At 72.9% G+C, this 16014-nt stretch carries 13 protein-coding genes; 4 read left to right on the forward strand and 9 right to left on the reverse strand.

What is annotated here, in order from left to right; all coding sequences use genetic code 11:
* Positions 1 to 119 precede the first annotated feature (119 nt).
* The gene (locus tag ACZ4Z4_RS36460; RefSeq protein ID WP_468337508.1) at positions 120 to 1229 is read left to right on the forward strand and encodes a hypothetical protein; all 1110 of its coding nucleotides are present in this window, start codon (positions 120 to 122) and stop codon (positions 1227 to 1229) included.
* 10 nt (positions 1230 to 1239) lie between these two features.
* Here the strand turns inward: ACZ4Z4_RS36460 and ACZ4Z4_RS36465 are convergent, their stop codons facing one another.
* The 4 genes from ACZ4Z4_RS36465 to ACZ4Z4_RS36480 all read right to left on the reverse strand — a co-directional run bounded on the left by ACZ4Z4_RS36465 (position 1240) and on the right by ACZ4Z4_RS36480 (position 6184).
* Positions 1240 to 2832: a sigma-70 family RNA polymerase sigma factor gene (locus ACZ4Z4_RS36465; protein WP_468337511.1), complete on the reverse strand. Its 1593-nt coding sequence runs from the start codon at positions 2830 to 2832 to the stop codon at positions 1240 to 1242.
* Between the two features lie 141 nt (positions 2833 to 2973).
* The gene (locus ACZ4Z4_RS36470) at positions 2974 to 4110 is read right to left on the reverse strand and encodes an LCP family protein (protein WP_468337514.1); all 1137 of its coding nucleotides are present in this window, start codon (positions 4108 to 4110) and stop codon (positions 2974 to 2976) included.
* Between the two features lie 49 nt (positions 4111 to 4159).
* A complete protein-coding gene (locus ACZ4Z4_RS36475; protein WP_468337517.1) occupies positions 4160 to 4645 on the reverse strand; it encodes a transglycosylase SLT domain-containing protein in 486 nt (161 codons plus the stop codon).
* Positions 4646 to 4969: 324 nt separating this feature from the next.
* Complete coding sequence (locus tag ACZ4Z4_RS36480; protein ID WP_468337520.1) at positions 4970 to 6184, reverse strand: alpha/beta hydrolase family protein; 1215 nt, start codon at positions 6182 to 6184, stop codon at positions 4970 to 4972.
* A 208-nt stretch (positions 6185 to 6392) separates the two neighbouring features.
* On the opposite strand from ACZ4Z4_RS36480, the gene ACZ4Z4_RS36485 reads away from it, so the two are divergent.
* Both ACZ4Z4_RS36485 and ACZ4Z4_RS36490 read left to right on the forward strand, forming a co-directional pair.
* A complete protein-coding gene (locus tag ACZ4Z4_RS36485; RefSeq protein WP_468337523.1) occupies positions 6393 to 8171 on the forward strand; it encodes an Imm49 family immunity protein in 1779 nt (592 codons plus the stop codon).
* Positions 8172 to 8283: 112 nt separating this feature from the next.
* Positions 8284 to 11475 carry an amidohydrolase family protein gene (locus tag ACZ4Z4_RS36490; RefSeq protein ID WP_468337526.1) on the forward strand — a complete coding sequence of 1064 codons (3192 nt, stop codon included), beginning with the start codon at positions 8284 to 8286 and terminating at the stop codon, positions 11473 to 11475.
* 24 nt (positions 11476 to 11499) lie between these two features.
* Here ACZ4Z4_RS36490 and ACZ4Z4_RS36495 read toward each other — a convergent pair whose 3' ends face one another.
* The 5 genes from ACZ4Z4_RS36495 to ACZ4Z4_RS36515 form a co-directional block, all read right to left on the reverse strand.
* Positions 11500 to 12120, reverse strand: coding sequence for an L-threonylcarbamoyladenylate synthase (locus ACZ4Z4_RS36495; protein ID WP_468337529.1), 621 nt, complete (start codon positions 12118 to 12120; stop codon positions 11500 to 11502).
* Between the two features lie 128 nt (positions 12121 to 12248).
* Complete coding sequence (locus ACZ4Z4_RS36500) at positions 12249 to 12734, reverse strand: SRPBCC family protein (RefSeq protein WP_468337532.1); 486 nt, start codon at positions 12732 to 12734, stop codon at positions 12249 to 12251.
* A complete protein-coding gene (locus tag ACZ4Z4_RS36505; RefSeq protein ID WP_468337535.1) occupies positions 12731 to 13123 on the reverse strand; it encodes an ArsR/SmtB family transcription factor in 393 nt (130 codons plus the stop codon). Before ACZ4Z4_RS36505 ends, ACZ4Z4_RS36500 begins: the two co-directional genes overlap by 4 nt.
* Positions 13124 to 13239: 116 nt before the next feature.
* Positions 13240 to 14133, reverse strand: a complete 894-nt coding sequence (locus ACZ4Z4_RS36510) for an alpha/beta fold hydrolase (RefSeq protein ID WP_468337537.1) — start codon at positions 14131 to 14133, stop codon at positions 13240 to 13242.
* 108 nt (positions 14134 to 14241) lie between these two features.
* Positions 14242 to 15063: an alpha/beta fold hydrolase gene (locus ACZ4Z4_RS36515; protein ID WP_468337539.1), complete on the reverse strand. Its 822-nt coding sequence runs from the start codon at positions 15061 to 15063 to the stop codon at positions 14242 to 14244.
* Positions 15064 to 15233: 170 nt separating this feature from the next.
* On the opposite strand from ACZ4Z4_RS36515, the gene ACZ4Z4_RS36520 reads away from it, so the two are divergent.
* A complete protein-coding gene (locus tag ACZ4Z4_RS36520; protein WP_468337542.1) occupies positions 15234 to 16013 on the forward strand; it encodes a DJ-1/PfpI family protein in 780 nt (259 codons plus the stop codon).
* The last annotated feature ends 1 nt before the right edge of the window (position 16014 follow it).

Here is a 16014-nt window from a genome sequence, read left to right on the forward strand (position 1 = left end):
GCAATTGGGAGCGACCGCCCGAACCGCACCCCTCCTGGTGCAGCAGGTGAAGCCCGATGGGCGCGGCGGGCGGGAGATGCGGATACGGTGCTGACGTGATGATCGAGAGGGAGGGGCCCATGCCCGGAACCGTGCTGCTCGTGGCGGCTGCCCCGGTGGGCAAGGGGCGCCTGGTGGACGCGGCCTCCGTACTTCCCGTCCTCGCGGCGGTGCCCCCGGAGACCCTCGCGGGCACGCCGACCGCGAGCATCGTGGAACTGGCGGACCCGCTGGACCCGCAGACGGTACTGACCCGGCTGCGGGCGGCCGCCATGGCGCCGGGACCGCTGACGGTCTACCTCATCGGACAGGTCCATCTCGACCGGCGCCAGCGGCAGTTGCACCTCGCGCTCGCCAGGACCACCGCGGCGACGGTGCGCTACACCGGGTTCCCCTGGCACTGGATCGCCCAGGAGCTGCGGATGCGCCCGGTGGGCAGCACCACGGTCCTCGCCGACCTGCACACCGACCCGGAGAGCTGGCAGGCCCTCACCGAGCGGCCTCTCGACGCGGGGCCCGGCGTCGCGTTCTACGGCCGCGTCGCGCCGCCCGCCAGACGCCGCACGCCCGCCGCCCCCGCGTACATGAAGGCCCTCGCGACCATCCTGCGCAGCGGCCACCGCCCGCCGCCGCACCAGCTCCACCAGCAGGCCGCCCTGAGCCTCGGCGAGGGCGCCCCGGACCTGCTGCCGGTCCACGACCCGGGCACGCAGCCCCCCGCCTCGTCCGAGCCGCGGCCCCCGGCGCCCGCCGACGCCTCCATGGACCCGCACGCGGCGATCACCGCGGCCGTCGAGGCGGGCCGGCACGGCGAGGCGGCGGCCCTGGCGGCGTCCTGGGAACAGAGCGCGCTGCGCATGCACGGACCGGGCTCGAAGGAGACCATCCACTGGATGGAGGTCCGGGCGGACCTGGCGCGGTTCGCCGGGGACCCGGCCCGCAGCTGCGAGACCTGGCTCGCGGTGGCGTCGGCCCGCCTCGCGGCGGGGCAGTCCGCGGACTCCCCGGAGGTGGAGGCGGCGGCGGACCGCGCCCACCACCTCTGGGACCGCGTGCGGGACCCCGAGGCCGTCCGCGCCCTTGGCCCCGGCCTGGTCGCCCTGCGCCGCAGGGTGCCCGGCCGCCAGCGCGGCACCCTGCAACTCGCGCAACGGCGGCTCGAGCAGTTCCACACCCAGCAGGTCGGCTGAGCGCTCGGCGTCAGCGGGCCGTGCCGAACGCCTGCGTCCACCACGGGCCGCCGGCCGCGTTGTGGATGCCCACGCCCAACTCCTTGAAGTCGCAGTTGAGGATGTTGGCGCGGTGGCCGGGGCTCTTCATCCACGAGTCCATCACCGACGCCGGGGTCTGCTGTCCGCGGGCGATGTTCTCGCCGTACGTGCTCCAGCGGTAGCCGGCCGCGCTGATGCGGTCGCCGGGGTCCGTGCCGTCCGGGCTCTGGTGGTCGAAGTAGTCGCGGGCCGCCATGTCGGACGAGTGCTTGGCCGCGGCCGTGGCGAGCTTGCCGTTGGACCGGACGGGGCCGCAGCCCGCCTTGGCCCGCTCGGTGTTCACGAGCGCGACGACCTGCTCGGCGGTGCCGCTCGGCTTCGGCGGCGCGGGGTCCGGCGCCTCGGGCTTCGGCTTGGGCTTGGGCTTGGCCGAGGTGCGGGTCGGGGAGGGCTCGGCCTTCTTTTTCTTCTTCGTCCTGCTCGGGAACGGCTTGGCGCTGGGGGACGCCGAGCGCGTGGGGGAGGCCGAGGGCGAGGCGCTCTTCGCGGCGGAGGACGGGGTGGGCGAGGCGGGAGCGGCGGCGGTGGCCGGTGCGTTCTCGTCCGTCTCCGGTCCGGTGAGGAGGTGCACCGCGGCGCCGCCGATGCCGAGCGCGACGACCGCTGCGGCCACACCGGTCGTACGACGGCGGCGTCTGGCGCGGTCACGGCGGGCCCGCGTCCGGGCGGCGAGCGGGGCCCCCGCGCCGTGGGCCGACATGGGGGAGGCCGAGCCGACCTCGACGAGGTCCGGTGCCACCATCGGGCCCGCGAGCGCCGCGCCCACCGGCACGAGACCGAGCCCCACCAGCAGGCCCTCCGCGGGCACCAGGTTCGACCAGTGGCCCGCGCAGGCGGCGCAGTCGCGGGCGTGGCGGGCCAGCCGCTTGCGCCACAGCGCCGACGGCACCCCGTCCCAGCCGGCGGTGATCTGCCGCAGCCCACCGCAGGGCGGGTGGGCCGACAGGGCGCGGACGACGACGCGGGCCGTCTCCAGCTGGGCCTTCATGCGCTGCACCCGTACCGCGGTGTGCTGCGGCGACAGCTCCAGCGCCGCGGCGACCTCGGCCCGGGTGAGCTCGCCCGCGGACTCCAGCCACCACAGCGACAGCAGGGCCCGGTCGTCCTCGTCCAGCCAGCGGGTGGCCTCGGCGGTCTCCCGCCGCTGCCCGGAGAGTCCGAGGCGGGTGATGGTCAGATCCACGAAGTCCGCGCCCGGGTCCACCACGTCGTACGCGTCCGCGAGGCCGCCGCCGGCGGGTATCGCGCCCGACGCGCGCTCGCGCCAGTGCCCGCGTATCTGGTTCATGGTGATGGCCACCAGCCAGCTGCGGAAGTTCTCCGGACCGCGCAGCCCGTCCAGGCCGCCGAGGACCCGGAGCATGGTCTCCTGCACCACGTCGTCCACGTCCGCGTGGCCGTTCATGGCCCGCCCGACGATGTTGTAGACCAGCGGCAGATACTCCGCCACCAGCGCGTCCTGCGCCTGCTGGTTCCCGTCCTGCGCTGCCCTGATCATCGCGACTTGGCGTTCGCTGCTCACGCTGTGTCCACTCTCTGTGTGGGGGGCTGACTCCTCCGACACACAGGAGACGCCCCGCGCCCACGGCGATAACAGAAACCACTCGGTCGAGATTTCGTGGGCAGGGACACGATGCCAGGCCGGACGCCTCGGCGCCCCGGGTCAGGAGCCGGCCGACACCGGTGAGTCCGTCCTGTCGGCCACCGACTCGCGCGTCGCGGAGTGCGGGATGGGCCGGTCCTGGCGCAGCGCGTCCCAGACCTGGTGCGACGCCTTGTCCAGCGGCAGCACCCGGCCCGCGTCCCGGGCGTCATAGGCGACCGGCATGGTGACCATGTCGGTGCGGTCCGGGCTGATGCCCTTCAGCTCCTTGGCCAGACCGAGCAGCTTGGCCGCGGAGGCCAGGTCGGAGTCGGCGCTGATGGTCCTGGTCGCGGTGTCCGCCAGGTCGTAGGACTTGGCGGGGTCGCCGAGCGGGTCGACGGTCTCGGCGCGGTGGATCAGGGCCTTGACGAACGCCTGCTGGAGCTGGATGCGGCCGAGGTCGCTGCCGTCGCCCACGCCGTGCCGGGTGCGGACCAGCGCCAGCGCCTCCTCGCCCTTCAACGTGTGCTTGCCGGCGGTCAGCGAGAGACCGCTGTTGTGGTCCTCGATGGCCTTGCGGGTGGTGATGTCGACCCCGCCGAGCTCGTCGATGAGCTTCTGGAAACCCTTGAAGTCGACTTCGAGGTAGTGGTTCATGCGCAGGCCCGACATCTTCTCGACCGTCTTCACCGTGCAGGCGGGGCCGCCGACCTGGTAGGACGAGTTGAACATGGCCTGCTGGGCGCCTGCCGCGCCGCCGCCGTGGGACTGCGCGCACCGCGGCCGCTCGACCATGGTGTCGCGCGGAATGCTGACGACCGAGGCCTTCTTGTGGGTCTTGTCGACGTGCAGGACCATCGCCGTGTCGGCCCGTGCACCGCTCACACCGCTGCCGTACCGGCCGTGGGTGCCGACGCGAGAGTCGGATCCGAGCAGGAGGATGTTCATCGACCCGTCGCGCTGCCCGGCGGGCCTGTCCTTGCCGAGGGCGGCGTCCACGTCGGTGCCCTGGATGTTGCCGTTGAGGTGCTGCCAGGCGTAGGCCACGCCCCCGCCGCCGATCAGGACCGCGCCCAGGGCGCCCCACGCGAGGTACCGCAGGGCCTTCTTCCGGGGCCGGCGCCGCGAGCCGCGTACCCGTGCGGGCCCGTGTCCGGGCGCCGAGGGGCCGCCGGCCGTGTGCGCCGGGTCGTCGTTCCCGCTCTCGTGCGGCATGCGCTGCCTTCCTTCGCGAACCGAGTACGTGCTGTGCCGGGCCGGTGGCTCAGTAGGCGGAGTCGACGTTGTCGATGGAGCCGTACTTGTCGGCGGCGTAGTTGGCGGCCGCGGTGATGTTGGCGACCGGGTCGGTCAGGTTGTTCGGCGTGCCCGCGACGTGGTACGCCTCGAAGGTGGGCTGGATCACCTGGAGCAGGCCCTTGGAGGGGGTGCCGTTCTGGGCGTTGACGTCCCAGCCGTTCTGCGCGTTCGGGTTGCCGGAGGACTCGCGCATGATGTTGCGGTGCAGGCCCTCGTAGGTACCGGGGATGCCCTTGGACTTCATGATGTCCAGCGACTCGCGGATCCAGCCGTCGAGGTTGTCGGGGTACTTCTTGTCGCCCGCGGCCTGCGGCGCGGAGGCGGGCGCCTGGGCCGGCTCGGCGGCCTGGGCGGGGGAGGGGACGAGCGTGAGGGCCGCGGCGGCGGCACCGGCGGTGGCGAGGCCGGCGATGGAGAACTTGCGGGTGCGGGCGGCACGGGTCATCGACATGCGGGAGTGAACTCCTGGATGGGGATGTGAGGGGCGCCGGACCGGAGCGGGCGACTGTGCCGGGTGGTCGGGGCGTCCCGAAGACCTGACCAGAGTTAGCGACGCTCGGGGAGGCGCGCAATCATGTGACGTACTACCCGCTTACGAAGAGGCCCCGGCCCGGGGCGCCCGCGGGGACCATACGGCCCCGCTGGACGCCCCCGGGCGGCTACTACCGCCTTTAGCATGTGACGTGCCCCCTATGAGTGGCCTCACAGCCACCGGCCCCCGCAAGTGGGCTGGGTCACCGGCTCCGGCACGCCTCAGCCCTCGGTGCCGGGGAGGTCAGCGTCGCTGGAAGGTGACCTCGGGGTTCTCCGGCGTCGGCCCGTCGAGGAGCGGCTGCGGAGTGCCGCGCAGCTGCTGCTCGTAGAACGCCCCTATGTACGCCCGGGTGATCCGCTCGGAGCGCTCGCCGGAGAGCGGCACCTTGGGGTCCACCACGCCGGCCTGCTCCATCAGGACGGGCGCGTCGGTGAAAGTGAAGTGGCCGGAACCCGCGACGGTGAGCCAGCGCTTCCAGCCGTCCAGGCCCTGCCACGTCTTGTCCCAGTTCTTGCCGTCCTCGACCCCCGGCGTGTGCTGCTCCTCGGTGCCCAGCATGAGGAAGGGGCGGCCGTCGATCCCGGCGGGCCCGGTGTGGAAGCTGCCGTCCATGTTCATGCCCGCCCGCACCCGGCGGTCGCTCGTCATGGTGGCGAGCGCGGCGGCCCCGCCGATGGAGTGCCCGCCCGCGCCGATCCGCCCGGGGTCGATCATGCGGGCGTGCCGCCAGGCGGCCTTGCGCCCGGTCAGCCGGTCGATGACGTACGAGAGGTCCTTGGCCCGCCCTTCCGTGACGGCCTTGCCCCCGCCGGGCTTCTCGGCGGTGGGGCAGGCCTCGCAGGTGAGGACGCGCCCGCCGGGGAAGGCCGTGCCGGTGGACTCGTAGGCGTGGTCGACGGTGGCCACGACGAAACCACGGCTGGCCAGGTCCTCGGCGAGGTGGGTCAGGGTGGAGCGGGGAGCGCTGAAGCCGGGGGAGAGCACGATCAGCGGGAACCGTCCCGGTGCGGGCCGTGCTCCGGCGCGCGCGAAGGTGCGGGTGGCGCTGTACGCGGCGGGGGACACCTGCTTGTCCAGCTTCCACCACTCCAGCATCAGCCGGGCCTCTTCCTCCGATGTGTAGGAGGTGGGCCGGCCGGCGCCGTGCCGTCCGGGGTAGTACACGGACACCATCAGCTCCCGCGCGCCCGCCGAGGGCACCCAGGGGTCGGGGTGGCTCTTGTCGACGAGGTGCAGGATGTCGCGTCCGACCGCGAAGGGGCCTGTGGGGCGCGGCAGGCGCAGCGGTGCCGTCGCGGTGTCGCTCACCGAGGTGGCACCGGCGCCACCGGTGCCGTCCCCGCTGCCGCGTCCGTCGGCGAAGGCGGTCGCTCCACCTGCGAGAGGAACGGCGAGGGCGAGGGCGAGAGTGGTGACAAGGGTGCGTCGATACAAGGTGGTTCGGGTTCTCCTCATGGCAAGGGAGGCTAGATCGGCGGGTGTTGGGGGCGCGTCGGTCCGCGGTCGTACGCGCGGGCAGACTCTGGAGGTACGCGGCGGGCGGTGAGGTCAGCTCCTGGTATGACTCGCGCCACCGCTGCCGCCGCCATGTCGTGCGGTCGCCGCTCACCACTTCCGCACCCCTCGTGGGCCACGGCCGACGCCCCCTTCGTAGAGTCACCGGGTGAACGAACGCCACGCGCCCGATCCCCACTTGCCGATGCTGACCTCTCCGCAGGCCGAATATCTGCGGAGCCTGACAGCCCATCACTTCCTGACGCACCGCGGCATACGCCCGCGGATGGCGGGTGACGCCGTGGTGTGGGGCGACGGGCACCGCAGCCCGCTCCCGAACCTGGCGCACAAGTGCCGCACCGTGGCCGAGGAACACTGGCCCCGCCTGGTCGAACAGCACTTCACCGCCCTGGCCGACGCGTCCCGGGGCGGCGAGGGCGCGCAGGAACTGCTCGACGGGGCCGTCCTCCGCCTCCTGCCCGACGACGCCTTCTCCGGCGAGCAGGCGAACGGCTTCCGTTACGCGCGGCCGGTGGCCGAGGGCCTGCTCCTGGCGGTCGCCCTCGACGCCCCCACCTCCGTCCGCATCCTCGACGACCACGACGTGGCGCGCGTGGGGTGGGAGCGGCTCTGGGCGGCGGCCCGGCAGAACCTGATCCGTGAACCGGTGGAGCACGTGGAGGTGACGGGACCGCAGGGCGCGCGGCTGCAATCGGTCCACGGGGACTCCCACTTCGTGGCGAGCAAAGTGCTCGTGCTCCCCGAGCTGGCCCGCGCGACCACCGGCAGGGACCTGCCGGAGGCCGGCGCGCTCGTCGCCGTGCCCAGCAGGAACCTGCTCGCGTTCCACCCGATCGAGGACGGCACGGTGGTGGACGCGGTCAACGACCTGGGCGCATACGCGCTCGGCGCCCACGAGGACGGGCCGGGCGCGCTGTCGCCCCGGCTGTACTGGTGGCACCAGGGGCGGCTGACCTCCCTCACCGCCATCGACCACGAGACCCGCTCCTTCTCCGTGGTGCCGCCGCCCGAGCTGATGGAGGTGATGAGGAAGCTGCACGCCGGATCTCCGCCGCCCGCTGCCCCCGCCCCCGAAACCCGAGGCGCAGCCGAAACCGCACCAGGCACCGGCCCGGCCGGACTCGACCGCGCCGCCGCCGTCGAGCACATCGCCCGGCTGGCGCAGAGCCCCGCAGGCCCCGCCCGCGCCTTCACGGTCACGAAGCAGCTGAGCGACGCACGCTTCGCGGCCGACCCGGACGGCGCGAGCCTGGAGACCTGGGAGGCCTGGGTGTGGGCCATGCAGACCGGCTCGGCGCTGTTCAGCACGGCCACCTCCCACCAGGGGACGGTGGAGTGCCGCATCGCCGACCACGTGCTGCGGCTGCCCGCCACCGGGCCCGGACCGGCCGCGGACGCCCGCGCATGGCTCGACGCCTTCTACCTCGCCGTCGTCTGCCGGGAACAGGACAGACTGACCCTGCTCTGCGGCGTGCCGCTGGACGACCTGCGCCGGGCCGCGCCCCTCGACGCGTACGTCTTCCACTGGATCGAAACACTGCGGGCCTTCTGGCTCAGGCGCCCCATGGACGACGTCGTCCAGCATCTGATCGCCACCATGGAGACCTCCCACCCCCATGTCGCGACCCGCACCCCGGGCGACTTCCTCAACATGATCGACTACCAGCCGGCCGCACTTCTGCACCGCCTGATCGCGGGCGACCACGCCGCCTTCTCGGAGGCCCTCACCGAAGCCCTCGCCCACCACGGGCGCTACTGGGCGGACGACCGGGCCGCGGACGGCGACGCGCCGTACAGCCGCGTGGCACTCGGCCCTCTCGCGATGGCGTGTGTGGCGTACGACGCGGGCTTCCCCGTGGACGAGAAGTCGCCGTTCCTGCCCAGGCACCTCCTCGACCGCAGCTGGCTCGGCGAGTTCCCGACGTAGGGCAGTGCCGTAGAACAGACGTAGTACATACGTAGAACAGGCTTGGGACACCGGCGTGTTGTCGTCGTGCGGTGTTGCCCACGGCGGCCGTGATGGGCGAGTGTGCTGTGTCATGGACTGTGACCGGCACAACACCGCGTTGCCTCTGTCCCGACGTCAGCTGTTCGTTGCCGCGGGGGTCTCCGGGGCGGTCGCCGCGCTGGGGACCGCGCCCGCCCCGGCCCGGCCGCGCACCACGGTTCCCCTCTCGTTCACCCGCGTCACGAACGGAGCGGCGACCCTCTCGCCGGCCGCGGACCGGCTGGTCGTCGAGGCGCAGGCCACGCTCTGGTCCCTGCCCCGCACCGGCGGTGAGGCGGTGCCGCTGACACCGCCGGATCTTGAGCCGAACCGGCCGGTGTACGCCCCGGACGGCACGTCGGTCGCGTTCTGCGCCTACCAGGACGGCGGGTTCCACATCTGGACGATGCGCGTCGACGGGTCAGGTCTGCGGCAGCGCACCGACGGCCCCTGGGACGACCGGGGGCCCGCCTGGTCGCCCGACGGATCGCGCATCGCCTTCGCGTCCGAGCGGGGCGGCGACCCGGTGCGCGGCGGCTCGTACCGCATCCACGTCCTGGACCTCGCGAGCGGTGAACTGACGCGCGTGACCGGGCGGCCCGGACAGGACGGGCCCTTGCAGGACGCGCCGTGGGAGGACTTCGACCCGACCTGGTCGCCGGACGGCGGGCGGCTCCTGTTCGTCCGAGGCGCGGTCGTCACCACGGAGCAGGGCACCAGGCTCGACGCCCGCACCGTCGCGGCCGTCCCCGCCCAGGGAGCGGACCCCGTCACCGTGGTCCACACCGAGACCGCGACCGCGCAGGTCATCACGCCCGCCCTGGCCCCCGACGGACGCCGGCTCGCCTACCTGCGGACCACGGCCGCGCCCCGCGCCTCCTGCACCCTCGTCGTCGACGGCCGGCCCGTCGCGCTCGACGGCGACATCGCTCCCGTGCCGCCGCGCTGGACGGCGAAGGGGCAGCTCCTCCTCACCGTCGACGGCCGCTTCACGCTCGTACGCCCCGACAGACCCGGCGAGCCGGAAGCGATCCCCTTCGACGCCACCCTGCCGGTGCACCGCCCGCGGTACCGGATCAAGGAGTACGACCTGGGGCTCGGGCGCGCGCGGCCGACCCGCGGCATCCACCTGCCCGCACTCTCGCCCGACGGGCACCGAATCGCCTTCGCCGCCCTCAACACACTCTGGCTGACGCACACTTCGGGCGGCCACCCGCCCCGCAGACTGCACAGGGCGGCGCCCACCGGCTACCTGCTCGGCCCGGCCTGGGCGCGGGACGGAAAGTCCCTGCTCTACGCCGACGACCGCGACGGGCTGCTCGGCGTGTACCGCCACGACCTGGCCACCGGCGCGGAGACCGCACTGGCGACCGGCGGCCGGGTCCACCCGGCGCTCTCACCCGACGGGAAGCGGCTCGCCTGCCTGGACATGACCGGCCGTCTCATGGTCCGCGACCTGGCGTCGGGCGCCGAACGCGCGCTGGTCACGCCACTGGGCGGCGGGGGCCTGCCCGGCCGCCCGAGTTGGTCACCGGACGGCCGCCACCTCGCGCTGTGCGACCGGAACCGCATCAACCACCGCTTCCGCGAGGGCTACAACCTCGTCCGGATCGTCGACGCCACCACCGGAGCGGACCGGCTGTACGCCGTGGCCCCGCACGCCTCGGTCTCCGACCGGTACGACTCCGGGCCCGTCTGGTCCCCGGACGGCCGCTGGCTCGCCGTGATCGTCGAATCGGCGCTGAACCTGCTGCCCGTCGCGCCCGACGGCACGCCACGCGGCGCACCGCGCGTGCTCTCCGCCGAACCCGCGGACCACCCCACATGGTCGGGCGACTCGAAGTCGCTCCTCTATCTGTCGAGCGGCCGGCTGCGCCTGATCGGCGTCGACGGAGGCCGACCCCGCACGGTCCGGGCCCCGCTGGACGGGCGCAGGCCCGCGCCCGCCGACGTCGTCGTGCACGCGGGCCGGCTGTGGGACGGCACCGGCGACGAGGTGCGGGAGAACGTCGACATCGTCGTACGCGGCGGCCGGATCGCCGCCGTGCGGCCGCACCGGCCCGCCGCCCGCACCGCCGCGGCCCGCCACGTCGACGCGTCACGCCACACGGTCGTCCCCGGGCTGTGGGACACCCACACCCACCCGTGGCAGACGACGTACGGCGGACGCCAGACGGCGGGCCAACTGACGTACGGGATCACCACGGCGGTGTCGCTGGGCGGCTTCGCCTACGAACAGGCCCGCGTCCGCGAGGCGGTGTACGCGGGCGAACTGGCGGGCCCCCGCCTCCTCACGACGGGGGAACTCCTGGACGGCGCCCGCGTCGCGTACAGCATGGGCCGCGCCCACCGGAGCAGGGCCGCCCTGAGACGCTCCCTGGAGCGCGGGGAGGCGCTCGACTGGGACTTCGTCAAGACCTATGTGCGGGCTCCGGGCTGGGTGATGCGGGAGGCGGCGCGCTTCGCGCACGAACGGCTCGGCGTGCGCACGGGAGGCCATCTGCTCTCGCCCGGCATCCAGCTCGGCCAGGACCTGACGACCCATCTTCAGGCCACGCAGCGCGCGGAGTTCGGGCACGCCGTGACGGCGACCGGCCGCGCCTGTGACGACGTCGTCGAGATCTACAGCGCACGTGGCGCGGCCTTCTCCCTGATCGCCACGCCGTTCACGTCGGCGCCCCTGCTCGGAGCGGACCCCGGCCTCGCGGACGACCCGCGCGTCACCGCGGTGATGCCGCCGTGGGACGTCGCGGCGGTCAGGACCGGCGCGGCCGAACCGCCGAGCGAGGCACAACTGGCCACCCTGCGCAGAGAGACCGACATCTACCGGCGCATCCTCGCCGCCGGTGGCCTCGTCGCCCTCGGCACCGATCAGCCCCTCGTCCCGGTCGGCCTCGCACTGCATCTGGGGCTGCGCGCCCTGCACTTGGGCGGCCTGTCCCCGGCACAGGCGCTGCGCACCGCGACCGTGCTGCCGGCCCGGGTGTTCGGCCTGGAGCGGGACCTGGGCACCATCGAGGCCGGGAAGGTCGCCGACGTGACCGTGGTGGACGGCGACCCGTTCACGGACTTCGACACGATGGTGCGCACGGTGTCGGTGCTCCGGGGCGGCACCCCGTACACGACCGAGGAGCTGACGTCCGCCTTCGAAAGGCAGCGGCAGCGGCAGCGGCAGGACGAGGCGTACTGGCTGAAGGTCGGCCGTCTGATGCGCCGGGACGGATGCTGCACACCGGAGACCTGACCGCGGCCTACTCGAAAACGCGGCCTACTCGAAGCGTGTGACGTCACCCGCTCCCCGCCGGACGATCTCCGCCTCGCCGTCGGAGAAGTCGATGACCGTGGTGGGCTCCGTGCCGCAGTCGCCGGAGTCCACGACCGCGTCCACGAGGTGGTCGAGGCGCTCCTTGATGTCCCAGCCCTGCGTCAGCGGCTCCGCCTGGTCGGGCAGGAGGAGCGTGCTGGAGAGCAGCGGCTCACCGAGCTCGGCGAGCAGGGCCTGGGTGACGATGTGGTCGGGGATGCGGACACCGACGGTCTTCTTCTTCGGGTGCATCATCTGCCGCGGCACCTCTTTGGTGGCGGGCAGGATGAAGGTGTAACTGCCCGGAGTGGCGGCCTTGATGGCGCGGAACACGTCGTTGTCGAGGTGAACGAACTGCCCCAGCTGCGCGAAGCTCTCGCACATCAGGGTGAAGTGGTGGCGGTCGTCGAGCTGACGGATCGACCGGATGCGGTCCATGCCGTCGCGGCTGCCGAGCCGGCAGCCCAGCGCGTAGCAGGAGTCCGTCGGATACGCGACGAGCGCGCCGGAGCGGATCCCGTCCACCACGCTGCTGATGCTGCGCCGCTGGGGGTTGTCGGGATGCACGTCGAAGTACTTGGCCATTGCGCGAGTCTAGGTGACCCGCACGCGCCTGCCGGGGTGCGGGCCCGCCGGTCCGGCCGGTGTTGCACGACGGCGGTGCGCGCGGGGGAGGGGCCGGGCGGGAAGAGGGCTCCCCGCCCGGCGCCGCGTCAGCCGGCGAGCAGGGCGTCCATCTGGCCGACGGCCTCGGTCAGACCGTCCACCATGCCCATGTTCAGGAGCTGGTCCATCTGCTCACGCGAGTCGAAGGCCGAGCGCAGCTCCATGCGGGTGCCACCGGCGTGCTCGGTCAGCCGCATCCGTACCGTCGAGACCGGCAGGTCCGCGGCCGGCTTCCCGTCCTGGTCGGCGAACCCGTCGGTGAAGTCGAGGGACGTCGGCGCTTCGATCGAGGTGATCCGCCACCATCCACGGTGCTTCTCGCCCTCGGGGCTCGTCATGAAGTACGTGACGTCGCCGCCGGGGGTCAGATCGTGCTCCTCGAAGGTGGCCGGGTAGCTCGGCGGCCCCCACCAGCGCTCCAGCTGCCGCGGGTCGGCCCACAGCTGCCACACCTGCTTGACCGGGGCGGTGAAGTCGGCGACGAGCGTGAGCGTGAGGCTCTCGAAATCCTTGTCGATGCTGGTGACGGTCATGGTTCGGCTCTCCTTGAGGGGTTGTCTTCTTCAGCGGCCGGGGCAGGGGCCGGGGCGGGCTCCTCGGTGAGCAGCAGGGACATCCGGTCCACGCGCCCGCGCCACGCCGTCTCCAGCAGGTCGATCACCTGCCGGGCCTGCCGCAGACCGTCGGCGTCGGTGCGGACGAGCTGCTCGCGGCCGCGGCGCTCCTTGGTCACGAGCCCGGCCCGCTCCAGGACCGCGACGTGTTTCTGCACGGCGGCGAAGCTCATCGGGTACGCCTCCGCCAGCTGCGACACCGACGTCCCGGTCCGGACGCACCGGCGCAGGATGTCGCGTCGTGTGGAGTCGGCCAGGGCGTGGAACAGCTGGTCCACGGCCCGGTCGCCCATTTCATGTACAACCATTTGGTTGTATGTTAGCGCGGTTCGGTCCGCCGGTCGAGCGGAAGCGGCAGGTTTCCGGCTCAGCGGCAGGTTGCTGGCTCAACGGTGGGTGCCGAGCTCAGCGGTGGGTGTAGAGCTCAGCGGTGAGTGTCGAGCGTGTGGCGCAGCGTCTTCGCGAAGGGTTCGGGGGCACCGTGCTGACCGAATTCGCCGCCCAGGAAGCCGCCGTGATGACTGGGGAACACGGTGAGTTCGGTGCCGAGCGCCTCGGCGACAGCGGCCGCCGCGCGCGCGGCGAACTCGCCCTCGGACTCCCGACCGGCCGCGAGAACGACGCGGGTGGGTGCGGCGCGCAGCGCGGCGAAGTCGGGCCGGTAGCTCGTGCACCCCCGGATGTTCTGCCCCACGAGCGGGTCGTCGCGCGAGCCGTCGTCCTCGGCCGGCAGCCCGAAGTCGGCGGGCGAGGGCGCCGGCTCGTCCGCCCAGGTCGCCGGGAACGGCCCCTTCCGGCTCGTCACCGCGATGAACTTCGCCATTGCCGGACCCATGCCGTCGCGCAGATAGGTGGCGTGGATGTCCGCACACACCGCGAGCATCACCTCCCGGTCGGGGACGACCTGCGCGGTCGGCGGCTCGTGGGCGACGAGGGTGCGCACGAGCTCCCCGTGCCGCTCCACCAGCGCGAGGGCGTTGACGGCGCCGCCGCTGCTCGCGAACACGTCGACCGGTCCCGCGCCGAGCGCTTCGATCACCTGCCGCAGGTCACCGGCGTGCTCCTCGACCGAGGTCTCCGCCGCACCGTCGGTGCGCGGGCTGCGGCCCGTCCCCCGGGGGTCGTAGGTGACGACGGTCCGGTCCGTGAAGTGCGACGCGAGGGTGGCGAACCCGGAGGCGCCCATCGGGGAGCCCACAAGGAACAGGATGTCGTCGCCGGGCGCGACGCCGGTCACGCCGCCGTGGATGTCGTACGTCAGTGTCGCGCCGTCCGCGGTGAGCGTGCGGGTCTCTTTGCGGGTCTCTGTGCCGGCCATGAAGATCTCCTCGTTGCTTGCGGTCCCGGTCTTGGTCAGGGTTTCGGGAAGGAAGACCGTTCGCGTCGCGAGAACTCATCGGCGATCCACGCCGGAAGTCTGGAAATCTCAGACGCCGCCGATGAAGTCGAGCAGATCCCGGTTGACCGCGTCGGCATGGGTGATGAAGAAGCCGTGCCCGGCGAAGGGGTACTCCTTGTAGACGTTGTCCGGCACCAGCTTCGCCAGGCGCCGCCCGCACAGGGCGACGGGGGCGGAGACGTCGGCGTCGCCGTGCAGGATCAGCGTCGGCACCCGCAGCGCGGCGACTTCCTCGCGTACGTCAGTACCGCACGCCGTCCTCACGACCTCGACCGCGGCCTTGGCCGAGCAGTCGAGGCACCGCTGGACCGTCCACTCCATGAGCTCGGCGGAGACGGCGTTGCCCAGGTGCGTGGCGAAGAACGCCTGCGTGTTCTGCGCCATCCACCTCGGCCGGTCCTTGGTCCGCTCGGCCTCCATGGCGTCGAAGACCTCCTGGCCGAGCCCGTCCGGGTTGTCCGGCGTCGCCAGCATCAGCGGCGCGGTGCTCCCGAGCAACGCCACCCGGCTCACCCGGTCGTAGCCGTGCCGGGAGAGGTGGCGGATCACCTCTCCGCCGCCCATCGAGTGCGCCACCAGGGTCACATCGCGCAGGTCGAGGCGGTCGAGGAGAGCGGCGAGATCATCGGCGAGGGTGTCGTAGTCGAAGCCGTGGCCGACCCAGTCCGAGCGGCCGTGCCCCCGCCGGTCGTACGCGACGCAGCGCAGGCCCTGCTCGGTGAGCGGCAGCATCTGGAACTCCCATGAACTGCTGCTCAGCCAGGCCCCCGCCACGAACACCACCGGCTTGCCCTGCCCCCAGTCGGTGTAGAAGAGGCTGGTCCCGTCGGAGCCCTCAAAGTACGGCATGGATGGTCCCTTCCTGAGTGTCTGAGTGACTGTGATGCGCCAACTCTCGTTCGCCGTGGCCCATTTCGTCGATGACTCCGGAGGTAATCCGACACCAAGGGGAACTCCGGCGCCACCGTGCACGACTACTGGTCCGACAACTGCTGTCACAGCGAAGGGCGTTGGTGACGATGGTCAGGGATGGTGTCCGGCGGGAGCCGAGTCGGCGCGGGGTGCTGCGCGGCGCGGTCTCGGGAGCGGTGGGGGCGGGGGCCGCCCTCGCCGTCGGTACGGGCGGCTCGGCACAGGCGGCGCCCGGGGCCGGGCGACTGCACGTGGCGGTGCTGCTGTACGACGGGTTCACGGCACTGGACGCCGTCGGACCGTACGAAGTGCTGTGCCGTGTTCCGGGCGTACGGGTGACCATGGTCGGCCATGAGACGGGCCCGGTCCGTACGGACACGGGGGAGCTGAGCCTCGTGGCGGAGCGCGCCATGCGGGACGTACGCCACGCGGACGTCCTGGTGATCCCGGGAGGCGGTCAGCGGGGGACCACGGCCATGATGGCCGACACCGCGGTCCACGAGTGGATCCGCCGTATCCACCGCAGGTCGGTCTGGACGACGTCCGTGTGCACGGGCTCGCTGATCCTGGGAGCGGCCGGGCTGCTGCGCGGCCTGCCCGCGACGACGTTCTGGGCGTCCAGACCGTACTTGGCGGAGGTCGGCGCCACGTTCACGCCAGGCCGCTTCGTCGAGGCCGGGAAGATCATCACGGCCGCGGGGGTCTCCGCCGGAATCGACATGGGGCTGCACCTCGCCGCCCGCCTCTCCGACGTCGAGGTGGCACGGGCGATGCAACTCGCGGTCGAGTACGACCCCGACCCGCCGTACGACACCGGCAGCCCTGAGAAGGCCGACGCCGAAACGGAAGCGCTCGCCCTCAAACTGCTCGCCGACGCGGCCGTCTGAG

Source organism: Streptomyces sp. NPDC030245 (assembly GCF_055572995.1).